The organism is Deltaproteobacteria bacterium (assembly GCA_016208165.1).
Classification (GTDB): domain Bacteria; phylum Desulfobacterota; class Desulfarculia; order JACQYL01; family JACQYL01; genus JACQYL01.
The window spans coordinates 20,664-31,963 of record JACQYL010000024.1 but is presented as its reverse complement, the minus strand read 5'-3'; the positions used below and the strand labels follow the sequence as shown (position 1 = coordinate 31,963).

Below are 11,300 nucleotides of genomic sequence, written 5' to 3'. Positions count from 1 at the left end.
AGCCTCACCCGACTGGAATATAAATGATGACCTCAGTGGAGTCCAGCTCCCTGCTCTTAATCACGAGCTTTCCTCCATGATCTTTTATTATGCCATGGCTGATACTCAGCCCTAAGCCTGTACCCATCCCGCTGGGTTTGGTTGAAAAGAAGGGCTCGGTGACCCTATGTAGATACGACTGTGGAATGCCTGTCCCTTTGTCCAACAGCGACACCTTTACGTAGTGTGTATCATTCAAGCGAGCCTCTCGGGCGTCAATCTTTAACAATTTGTCGGGATGAAATCCGGGATATCGCTGGTTCAGCGCATACCTGGCGTTGTTGATTATATTCAAAAATACCTGCTGTAGCTGCTGGAAATGACCGACGGCTTTTGGCATCGGGTCTTGGATCGAAAGTCTCAGAATAATTCCATTCTTGTTGAGCTGAGCTTCAGTCAGACCCAAGGTGGCCGATAAGACTTCCGATACGTCGATCGGCTTTTTTGTAAAGTCTCGCGAACTCGCGAAAGACAACAGGCCGCTCACAATGGACGCTATTCGCTCTCCTTCTTTCATGATTCTGTGGCCCAAATCATACTCGGTTGTTGCTTTGTCATACTCGTTAACGAGTATCTGGGCAAGATTGATTATGGAATTGATGGGGTTGTTGATTTCGTGAGCAACTCCTGCCGCAAGTTCTCCCAGCGACGCCATCTGTCCCGCGTTCAACGCCTCGGACTCGATTTCTTTCATGGCCTCTTCGGCGCGCTTGCGCTCCGTGATATCCAGGTATGTTCCCATGGCGCGAAGCGCTCGTCCGTGCTCGCCCCATCGAACGACCCTTCCCCTATCCAACAACCACCTCCATTCGCCGTTTTTTGTGCGCATGCGGTGGACGTTCTCGTACAGGTCGGTTTGGCCTTTGAAATGCTGGATCAGGTCTTCCCTGATTCTGGGGAGATCGTCCGGGTGTGTGAGGCTTTTCCAACGAGCCCCGGTCATGTAAGGCCTGGTTTCCTCAAGGGTATAGCCGAGGTTCTCAACCCACTGTGGAGTGACTTCCATCACGTCGGAAACGAGGTCCCAGTCCCATAGACCTTCATTGGCGCTTTCCAAAGCCATTCTCAACTGTTGTTCGCTTCGCCTCAGAGCCTCTTCAGTATTTCTTAATTCTGATAGTGACATCCCGAGTTTACTATTTTCGATGCGAAGCCATTTTAGTTCCGAGATCAAACCTGCTTTTGTCTTTTGCTCATCCTTCATAGTTGGCTCCCTATGAACCGGCCTGTCAAAAAACATCTACTTTTACAACAGTATGCACACTAGGTAATTCACGACACGAACTGTTCGTGAACGCGTAGGAAGCCAAGAGCGCTAATTCCACGTTATTCCGTAGAAAGCCGGAATGACGTATCATTAATAGGTTTCTCATCTCCGATTTCGCCAGGGTTACGTTTCTTTTCACATTCTACTAAACCATTGAATATTGCGTACAAGACGATATATTGACCAGGATGGTCTATAATGTACCATTTGTACTAGGCTATGTTACACTTTGTAGAAATGATAATACACTGCATGTTTGCCTTACACATAAAAATGGAAATATATCCAAGGATCATTATATTTATATTATCAGCGCCAACTCAAATTTGCAAGGCTATCCTGATAGGAATGTTACAAAGTGTAACTTATTCTCCCCCGCATCGGGTCAACTCTTACCCAGTGTAGTGCTCCGAAGCTCGTAACAATATGAAAACAGAACAAAATATTTAATTAAGTTCGGCAACGGCTTCCGGCACATTTCTTGATAAGAGATTCTTCACAACTGCCTATGTGACTTGCCTTGATGTTTGTAGTCACGCATTTGGAATTTCGGCGAAATGGCCTGAAGTATGAAGTAGCCAGCCGCCTTTCAGGTATGAATCTGACGCTCCAGAGGAGTAGTTTGCCTGTTCAACGGCTTGATAGTTCGGAATTTACATCAAATACTTCAAATTAAGACTACCATGTTTTTCAGAGTTAGTAAAGTTACACTTGCATATTCCATCCCATCTTCTTAATGTCCGCGCCCGTGAACTCGGTACGGATCGATATTCAAACAAGGTGGACAAGAGGCCGCCCGAGGCATGAATCTATGAAAGGAGGAGATTTGTACAGACAATCGAGAGATCGGTCCGGTTAACTGCCTGGAAGCAGGCGCTCCGGGTAATTGGCCGGAAGTATGAAAACAACAGGAGGAGAGTATCCGACGATGGAACAAGCACTCGAAAAGAAAATGACACTCGATTTTGAAAAGCCGATGTTCGAGAAAACCGAACGCAAGGCCGTTAAAGAAGAAGAAAAACAACCATACGATTCCCTCGATATCCTGGCGGATATCCTGGTGGAGGAAGGCGTACAGGAAATATGGTGCCTGGAAGGAAGCGGTTTGTTCCGACTGATCAATTCGATCATGAGGAAAGGTATAAAGAGGATTTCGTGCACCCACGAAGCGGAATGCGGTTTTGCCGCCGAGGCCTTCGGCAGAATCGCCAGAAGGCCGGGAGTGGTCACCATCGGACCGGGAACGGGAGTTACCAACCTTTCCTCGACGCTTCACCAGGCTCGCAGCGCCCAAGCCCCCATGGTGTTCATTGTTGCGGACTCACCCGAGTTGTTTGACGGAAGGTGGACGCAACAAGGGGGACTCATCGCGTCGGAGGTGCTTTCTCCTCTTCTCAAACGGCCGGTTAGAAGGCTGACGCAGCCTCTGTCCGTGGCATATCAAACGAAGCAGGCTTTCCGCGACGCCGTGACGCCGGTAACGGGTCCGATGGGCATTGCCATGGCGGAAGAACTCACTCTGTATTCGCCCGGCAGCCCGGCCACCACCAAAGGAATGCTCGCGCATGGATACGTTCCGGGTACATGGCCCCAAAGCCGAACGGATATGTTCAAGATGGAAGCCGACCCAACAGATATCGAGAGGAGCATGAAATGGCTTTTGGAGGCGGATCAGCCGGCGATGATCTGCGGAGAGTCCATCTGGTACCACGACGCGGTGGATGAGTTGAACGAGTTTGTGCATCTTATAGGGATTCCCTGTCATACTCGGAGGCTTTCCCGTGGCGCCATCTCCGAGTACGATCCACTGAACTGTTACGGCCGGGCGAGGGGAAGGACCATGAGGGCCGCCGACCGGGCGCTGGTGATGGGTCTCGGCGTACGATATCTGGAAAACTTCGGCAAACCTCCGTTCTGGGGTAATGAAACCCGCTATATCCAAGTTCAATGCTCTCCCGAGATGCAATGTCTCCAATTGCATAATGAATTCGAGTTGAACGGAAACATGAAGCTCATTCTGCAACAGATGATCTCCTGTCTTAAAGATTTGGGAGTCAAAAAGCCCGTCGCGAAATGGGAAAAGTGGCGGGCAACCGTACTCGAAGAAAAAGAGAAGTCGCTCCAGCGGACCACCGAACGGACGGAATCCCAAAGAGGTAAGCAGCCCTTTCATCCCGACCTGGCTGGAAGACTGATCGGGGAATGGCTCAATAAGGAGCTTCAGGACGACTACATTACCGTGCTCGGCGGATGGTCCGCCACTTCCTTCTACACCGACTGGATTCGGCTCAGAACGGCGGGCCGACTGTTGGACGCCACGGATGCCATCGGACTTGGACATCCGGTATCCATGGCTGTCGGCGCCTCCATGGCGGATGGGAGAAAGCACCCGGTAATCGCCCTCATGGGTGACGGCGACTTCTACGGTGGAGCCGGGATGGCTTACCAGCTCGCGGTCAAGTGGGAGATTCCCGTAATCGGGATTCACATCAACAACAACTCTCTCTGCACGAACTGCGATGAGGTATTTCAGGCGCCCTACGGAGTTACGAAGGACTTCTATAAAGATTTCATGCAGATCTATCCTCCCAAGATCAAGACAGAAAAGATGGTCGCCGAGTTCGGTGTTCACGGAGAATACGTCGAGCGTGATGAAGAGATGCTGCCGGCTCTGGACCGCTGCCTCAAGGCCGTGCGAGAAGGCGTTCCCGCTCATGTGAACGTCATTGCAGACCCCATTGTGAATAATGAGATCATGGGTCTCTTTACGGCAACCCTTTACGGGAACATACCCTATAACGATCTCACACGGCCCGCCAAAAGGCTCATTACGGAGCATGGATATTTCCGGAAGGCGTCGGCGTTTTCCGCGCATCCCAGCTGGCTCAAGGCGGTTCAAGTCTACGAGGAAACCGGCCAGATTCCGGACATCGTCTGATCCGGGAACCAAAACTCGCCAAGAAAGCATTACTAAACACAAGTCTCAATTAAAAACCATTTTATCCAAAGGGAGATAGGAAATGCCCGCGAAAAGCCTTCAGCAGAAATTCGAGGACTGGCAGTGGAAGTGCCAGGATTGCGCACACGTCTGGCGGAGCGAGAGCTACGAGTGTCCTAAATGCAAGAGCCTCAATACGGAAAGAACTCTAAAATAGTCGTACCGTTCACAGGGTACTTGCGGTAGCCGCGGAGGGGAGCTCTCTTCGAGAGGTTCCCCTCCGGTCGGGCGAGTCCGTCTAACAGGTGCAGGAGACGTTATGCAGTTGAACGGAAGCGTGGCTGTTGTGACCGGAGGCGCATCAGGACTCGGAGAAGCATGCGCCCGCGAACTGGTGGCCCATGGTGCAAGGGTCGCCATTTTGGATCTTTCAGAAGATAAAGGAAAGAATCTTGCCTCCGAGTTGGGCGGCGCCTGCCTTTTCCACAAAACGGATGTGACGGACGGAAATTCGGTAAAGTCAGCTATCGCCGCGACCATGGAGCGGTTCCTTTCCGTTCACATTGCCGTCAATTGCGCCGGAGTGGCAACGCCTGCCAAAGTACTCGGCAAGCGAGGGGTAATGCCATTGGAGAGCTTTGTTCAAGTACTCAACATCAATTTGGTCGGCACCATGAACGTAATTCGGTTGGCTGCGGAACAGATGATAAAAAACAAACCCAATCAAGACGGAGAAATCGGAGTGATGGTCAATACGGCCTCGGATGCCGCTTTCGAGGGGCAGATCGGGCAGGCCGCATACAGCGCTTCGAAAGCGGGAGTCGTGGGAATGACCCTTCCCATTGCTCGGGAGTTCGCCGACTACGGCATTCGCAACGTGAGCATCGCCCCGGGGATATTCGACACGCCCATGATCGGCGGGATGTCCGACGCTGTTAGGAAGTCCCTCATCGCTACGTGCGTATTCCCTAAACGGATGGGGTATCCGTCGGAATTCGCCATGCTGGTCAGACAGATCATTGAAAATCCGATGCTGAACGGTGTGGCCATCAGGCTGGACGGTGCTTTGCGCATGGCTCCCAGGTAAAGCGTGAGCAATCATTTACTAATGAATTCCGGGGGCATGAATCCCCGGATCCGGGAGTCTCTGCGGACTGCGTTCCGGTGAACCTTAGAACAGATGCAAAACATGCGACAGAGCCGGAGGGATAGGGGGCCCAACGGGGGTACGAGGGCGGAGCTTTCGCGCCGCGCCCGAGCGGACCTTGAGCGCCCCCCCTCGGGCACGCATCGCCAACTATTACATTTGCCACAATGAACCTCGGGCAGAGGAGGTAACCATGATGGATCGGAAAGACATTCGGCGGATTGAGGAAAGGAGAGCCGTCTGGGAGCAAAACACCCTTACCAAAACTCCCCCTCGAAAGAAGGGATTCGCGACCATTTCAGGGATTCCGCTGAGGGATATCTATACCCCTGAAGACGTAGCCGGCTTGGATTACTTAAACGACCTTGGTTTTCCCGGCGAATATCCGTTCACGCGTGGAGCCTACGCCCCGATGAACAGGGGGCGCGCTTGGACCATACGTCAGGTTGTGGGAGTCGGCACCGCCAAGGAAACCAATCAGCGGCACAAGTTCGTCATGAAAACGGGCCAGACCGGTATGAGCAACGACTTCGACGTGCCGACATGCATCGGGCTGGACTCCGACCATCCTCTGGCGGAAGGGGAAGTCGGTCGGGTCGGGGTCGCGATAGACAGCCTGGCGGACATGGAAGCTTTATACGAGGATATTCCTCTGGAAGGCACCAGCCATTCCTTCACCATAAACCACCCGACCCTTCCAATTCTAAGTATGTTTCTCAACTTGGCGGAAAAGAGGGGAGTGCCTTACGCATCACTGCGGGGAACCACTCAAAACGATCCTCTAAAAGAGTGCTTCGCGATGAAGATGTTTTCTTTTCCCCCCAGGTCCAGCGTAAAACTCCTTGTAGATACGTGGGAATTCGCTTCCAAGTATTTGCCGAAATGGAACATCACCAATATGAACGGATATCCCACAAGAGATTCCGGAGGGACGGTCTACCATGAACTGGGGTTCACGTTTGCCGCAGCTATCAATTATTTCGATGAAGCCTTGAAGAGAGGCATCAGCGTGGACGCCATCGCTCCCGGGGTCTCTCTAATGTGGTACGTTCACATGGATTTTCTGGAGGAGATTGCGAAGTTCAGGGCGATGCGACGGATCTGGGCAAAGATCATGAAGGAACGATACCAGGCCAAAAACCCCAAAAGCTGGCAGCTCAGAATGCACGCCCAGACCGGCGGCGGCGCATACACCTATCAGCAGCCTGAAAACAATATTGTGCGGGGAACCATCGGGGGCATGGCCGCGGCGCTCGGCGGAGTCCAATCCATGGCCATAGCGTGCTTTGATGAAGCCCTGTCCATTCCGTCCGAAAACGCTCACCGACTGTCCATCCGGACCCAGCAGATCATCTGCCACGAGAGCGGCATCGCTAACGTTGTGGACCCCTTCGCCGGCTCCTATTTCATGGAATGGCTTACCAACGAAGTGGAGCAGCGGACATGGGACGTCATCAAGGACATCGAGGATCGGGGGGGGATGGCCAAATGCGTGGAAACCGGTTATGCCGACACAGTTCTGACTGAACAGGCCTACAGGTACACCAGAGCCGTTGAAAATAAGGACAGAATCGTAGTGGGCGTGAACGAATTCGTTTCAGATGAGCTGGAAGAAGAGCCCGAAGTTTTTAGAGTTACTGAAGAAACGGAACACACACAGCTTGCGAGTCTAAGGAAGCTCAAAGCAACGAGAAACAACCAAGAAGTAGAGAAAAGGCTCGACGATCTCCGAAGAGCGGCGGAAAAGAACGAAAACGTGACGCCGTACTGCATAGAGGCTTCCAAAGTGTACGCCACTGAAGGAGAGATCATGCAGGCGCTGCGAGATATCTATGGCGAGTTCAAGCCGCCGTCGATTCTCTAGGGTTCACTCATCCTGTTGCGGTGGGTTTCAAACCATTTCCGGAACGTCTGAAAGGTCTCATCAGAAGGAGTAGCTTATGGGCAATAAAAGGCCGATACGGGTGTTGCTTGCCAAGCCCGGCTTGGATGGTCATGACTTAGGAGTCAAGATGGTGGCCATGGCCCTCAAGGATGCGGGTATGGAAGTGATTTACCTGGGAATGCGGCAGACGCCGAACGCCATAGTGAATGCAGCCGTACAGGAAGACGCGGATATCATCGGGCTGAGCAATCTTTCCGCTTCCCTGATTCCCATGGGAGCGCGAGTGATGGAACTCTTGAAGGAGAAAAAGCTGGACATACCCGTAATCTACGGGGGGACCATCCTTAAGGAGGATCGAGGAAAACTGTTGGGCTTGGGAATCAGAGAGACATTCTCTCCAGGGACTCTGATGAAGGATATCATCCGGAACGTAAGGACCTTGGTTCCCGATGAAATGCTCCAAGCCTAAAGCCGTAAAATGACACCCGACACTTAAAGGAAATGACCGTTATGAGAAGGGTATCCATCATTGGAGTGGGGACTACGAATTTCGGAATCCTCGAGGGGATGAGCATCAAGAAGCTGGCTTCGCTAGCCTGCAATCGGGCCATACTGGACGCGAAGGTGGATCGAGGGAATATCCAGGCCTTCTTCCTGGGCAATTACATCGGCGGCATCCTGGAGGGGCAAGAGACGTCGGCTCCCATCGTGGCCTGCGAGATCGGCCTGAACAAGAGCGTCGCCTGCACCAAGGTCGAGGGCGCTTGCTGCTCCGCCGGCATCGCGCTCCGCCAGGGTTATCTCCTGATAGCGTCCGGAGTGTACGATTTCGTCCTGGTGGGCGGCGTGGAGAAGATGAGCGGCGCTTCCACCGCAAAGAACACGGAGGCCCTTGCGGCAGGAATGGACAAAGACATGGAGGGCTATACCGGCTTGACCTTTCCCGGCTATTTCGGCCTGGTCGCCAACAGGCACACGTACGAATATGGAACAACCATTGAACAGATCGGCATGGTTTCGGTGAAAAACCGCAAAAACGCGGTCCGAAATCCCAGGGCCCGCTTCAGAAAAGAAGTCACCTTGGAGGAAGTCCTCCATTCACGATTGGTCACGGACCCGTTGAAGCTGTTTGACTGTTGTCCCATTTCGGATGGGGCCGCCGCCGCTGTACTGTGTCCCACCGAATTGGCTCGGAGTTTTACGGATAAGCCCATTGAAATTCTGGGATCTGGTCACGGGTTGGGCCACAGTACTTCTTATGCTATGGACGGACCTTCGTGTACGGCCACGGTCCATGCCTCAAAGGAGGCGTTTGAGATGGCCGGAATCAAGCCTTCTGACGTGGATGTGGCTGAAATACACGACTGTTTCACCATCGCGGAAATCGTGGACAGCGAAGACATCGGATTTTTCGAGCGGGGGAAAGGCGGTCCGGCGGTGGAGGAAGGCTTGACACAAGTGAACGGGAAAATCCCGATCAATACCAGCGGAGGACTGCTTTCCAAGGGACACCCCGTGGGCGCCACCGGCTTGGGGCAGGTGTATGAAATCGTCAAGCAGTTGCGAGGGGAGCACGAGAACCAGGTGGAAAACGCCGAGATCGGTTTAGCCATGAACCTGGGCGCTTCGGGACTTGTCTCCACCGTAACCATTCTCCGAGGAGCCTAGCGATGCGGACCATGTTGAAGGAAGTTAGCGTGGACAAGTGCGTGCACTGCGGAAAACTGTATATCTCCCCGGCTTACGTGTGTGCAGGGTGTGGATCCGAGGAATTCCGGGCGGAGCGGATAGACGGAAGAGGCCACATATATACGCATACCATCATCCGTGTTGCCCCGGAGGCTTTCCGGAATCAGGTCCCGTATCCCATGGCCGTTATCGAACTGGCTCACGGATTAAGACTGACGGTACGCTTGATTCTCGAGGAAGGTGAAACCATGGAAATAGGAAACGCCGTGGGGTGTCTGCGGCAGGACGATGCCGGATACTGGTTCGGGCTACTGCATCCCGGACAATGAATCCTGTTTGCCCAATGCTTTTGATGGGAGGTCTGGGGAAGGCTTATCAGCAAAGGTCCTGTCCGGCGAATCATTCGGGATGGAATTCCTCTGTAATTTGACGCCGCATGCGAACAGGAGATCACGGATCACAACCCGTTCGGGAAAGGGGCTCTGCGTCATGGAGTGGATCGATCGTCTTTTGGAGGGGGATCAGATCGCAGCATCAAAGCTGATTTCAATGGTCGAAAACAAGTCCCCGAAAATTCCGGAAATCATGAGGCTGATTCATCCCTACACGGGCCGATCCAAAGTCATCGGGTTTACGGGTCCCCCGGGCGTGGGGAAAAGCACCCTGGTGGATCAATTCATATATGTGGGCTGTACCAAGGAATTGCGCCTGGGTGTGATCGCTGTGGATTCCAGCAGTCCTTTCTCGGGTGGAGCGCTTTTGGGAGACCGTGTTCGAATGCACGCTTTCGCCGAGAACGAAAACGTGTTCATCCGCAGTATGGGCACGCGCGGGCATCTGGGGGGACTCAGTGAAGCCAGCAAGGGCGCCATCCGAATACTGGAGGCGCTTGGCTGTGACATGATCCTGGTGGAAACCGTGGGCGTCGGCCAGGTGGAATTGGACATTGTTAAAGAAGTGGATACCGTGCTGGTGGTAACGATGCCCAGTTCAGGCGACTATATACAAACCATGAAAGCCGGGATCATGGAGATTGCGGACGTTTTCGTGGTGAACAAAGCCGATCTCCCCGGTGTGGATTTGACGTGCCTCGAGATCGAAAGGTCCCTGGACATGGCCCTCGAACCTCGAGATTGGCGACCTCCCGTGATCCGGACCCATGCGCATTTGGGTGAAGGAATCGGGGAATTGTGGAAGGCCGTGGAAGCACATCGGGATTTCCTGCATCAGGACGGCAGATTGGAGAGCAGAAGGCAGGGACAAATCCGGGCTGAGATGGCTGAGCTTGTGTTCAGCAGACTTAGAGAGGATTTCTGGTCAGGTTGGGACGAGGACCCTGATTTCCTCGAGCTCACTAGGAAGGTCTTCCACCGTGAGATGGATCTTTATGCGGCACGGGATCAGGTGGTGCATAGGATTCGGAAGAAAATAGCGGAAGCCCGTATCTCCGGATCGAGTGGTTTTTAGGCTCTTTTTATTTCAAGAGGATAACCGTGAGCTTGGAACACGCGTCAGGGAAAGAGTATAGAGGCCTGGTGCTCGTCAATACCGGCACGGGAAAAGGAAAGACCACTGCTTCCTTGGGAGCGGCCATCCGGGCTGCCGGACAGGGTCTGAACACCATTATCCTTCAATTTATCAAAGCTTCGTTGAATTACGGTGAATTACAGTCCATTCAACGCTTGGACAACGTCGAAATCCATTCCCTTGGGTTGGGAATGGTGGACGAGAATGGGCCCATGGATAAGCACGCGGCCAAGGCCCGTGAAGCCTGGGAAAAAGCCAGAGCGGCCGTATACTCGGACCAATATGAGCTTGTGATCCTGGACGAAATCAACGTGGCCGTCCATTACGGTTTTGTTTCCGTGGGGGAAGTGATCGATCTGCTTCAGAGTCGGCCTCGGCGTCTCCATGTGATTCTGACGGGCCGATTCGCGCCGCGGGAGATCATCGAAATCGCGGATACGGTCACCGAAATGTGCGAAGTCAAGCACCACTACCGTAAGGGAGTCGACGCCGTGAAGGGGATCGAATTCTGATCCGAACTTTCCCCAAACCTCTTTCATGATTTCCGGGGCCGGGAACATCGTCGGACCCGGCAACAGCGAAATTCAAAGGTTCCCACCTGAATAATTGCGCAGGAAGCTTCCATCTTCTCCCTCGTCATACTATAATTAGCTGCGGTCGGAAAGTGCGGATAGCCGGAAAACTTCGATAGAGGCGATTTGTCTGATCGCAAGGCATGAGAGGAACCCCGCGACGAGAAAGATCACGAACCGTTTTTCCGTCATCGGGCTTCAGGATTATGAATCGTTCCGATCGAATAGTAAGGGAG

General features: G+C 53.1%; 9 protein-coding genes. 8 read left to right on the top strand and 1 reads right to left on the bottom strand.

Annotated elements, in window-relative coordinates:
- Positions 1–4: 4 nt before the first annotated feature.
- Complete coding sequence (locus HY788_04290) at positions 5–1,243, bottom strand: PAS domain-containing protein (protein ID MBI4773392.1); 1,239 nt, start codon at positions 1,241–1,243, stop codon at positions 5–7.
- A gap of 991 nt (positions 1,244–2,234) precedes the next feature.
- On the opposite strand from HY788_04290, the gene HY788_04285 reads away from it, so the two are divergent.
- The 8 genes from HY788_04285 (at position 2,235) to cobO (ending at position 11,004) form a co-directional block, all read left to right on the top strand.
- Positions 2,235–4,244: a thiamine pyrophosphate-binding protein gene (locus tag HY788_04285; GenBank protein MBI4773391.1), complete on the top strand. Its 2,010-nt coding sequence runs from the start codon at positions 2,235–2,237 to the stop codon at positions 4,242–4,244.
- Positions 4,245–4,563: 319 nt separating this feature from the next.
- Positions 4,564–5,331 carry an SDR family NAD(P)-dependent oxidoreductase gene (locus HY788_04280; GenBank protein ID MBI4773390.1) on the top strand — a complete coding sequence of 256 codons (768 nt, stop codon included), beginning with the start codon at positions 4,564–4,566 and terminating at the stop codon, positions 5,329–5,331.
- Between the two features lie 253 nt (positions 5,332–5,584).
- Positions 5,585–7,255 carry a methylmalonyl-CoA mutase gene (locus HY788_04275; GenBank protein MBI4773389.1) on the top strand — a complete coding sequence of 557 codons (1,671 nt, stop codon included), beginning with the start codon at positions 5,585–5,587 and terminating at the stop codon, positions 7,253–7,255.
- A 76-nt stretch (positions 7,256–7,331) separates the two neighbouring features.
- Positions 7,332–7,745, top strand: a complete 414-nt coding sequence (locus tag HY788_04270) for a cobalamin B12-binding domain-containing protein (protein MBI4773388.1) — start codon at positions 7,332–7,334, stop codon at positions 7,743–7,745.
- A gap of 41 nt (positions 7,746–7,786) precedes the next feature.
- A complete protein-coding gene (locus HY788_04265) occupies positions 7,787–8,944 on the top strand; it encodes a thiolase domain-containing protein (protein ID MBI4773387.1) in 1,158 nt (385 codons plus the stop codon).
- Positions 8,945–8,946: 2 nt separating this feature from the next.
- The gene (locus HY788_04260) at positions 8,947–9,294 is read left to right on the top strand and encodes an OB-fold domain-containing protein (GenBank protein MBI4773386.1); all 348 of its coding nucleotides are present in this window, start codon (positions 8,947–8,949) and stop codon (positions 9,292–9,294) included.
- Between the two features lie 160 nt (positions 9,295–9,454).
- On the top strand, positions 9,455–10,432 hold the full coding sequence (gene meaB / locus HY788_04255; GenBank protein ID MBI4773385.1) for a methylmalonyl Co-A mutase-associated GTPase MeaB: 978 nt from the start codon (positions 9,455–9,457) through the stop codon (positions 10,430–10,432).
- A gap of 32 nt (positions 10,433–10,464) precedes the next feature.
- Complete coding sequence (gene cobO / locus HY788_04250; GenBank protein MBI4773384.1) at positions 10,465–11,004, top strand: cob(I)yrinic acid a,c-diamide adenosyltransferase; 540 nt, start codon at positions 10,465–10,467, stop codon at positions 11,002–11,004.
- Positions 11,005–11,300: the final 296 nt, after the last annotated feature.

Coding starts and splice junctions, on each gene's coding strand:
- HY788_04275 (MBI4773389.1), top strand. CDS start 5,585: ATGATGGATCGGAAAGACATTCGGCGGATTGAGGAAAGGAGAGCCGTC.
- HY788_04280 (MBI4773390.1), top strand. CDS start 4,564: ATGCAGTTGAACGGAAGCGTGGCTGTTGTGACCGGAGGCGCATCAGGA.
- HY788_04260 (MBI4773386.1), top strand. CDS start 8,947: ATGCGGACCATGTTGAAGGAAGTTAGCGTGGACAAGTGCGTGCACTGC.
- HY788_04265 (MBI4773387.1), top strand. CDS start 7,787: ATGAGAAGGGTATCCATCATTGGAGTGGGGACTACGAATTTCGGAATC.
- HY788_04270 (MBI4773388.1), top strand. CDS start 7,332: ATGGGCAATAAAAGGCCGATACGGGTGTTGCTTGCCAAGCCCGGCTTG.
- meaB (MBI4773385.1), top strand. CDS start 9,455: ATGGAGTGGATCGATCGTCTTTTGGAGGGGGATCAGATCGCAGCATCA.
- HY788_04285 (MBI4773391.1), top strand. CDS start 2,235: ATGGAACAAGCACTCGAAAAGAAAATGACACTCGATTTTGAAAAGCCG.
- HY788_04290 (MBI4773392.1), bottom strand. CDS start 1,243: ATGAAGGATGAGCAAAAGACAAAAGCAGGTTTGATCTCGGAACTAAAA.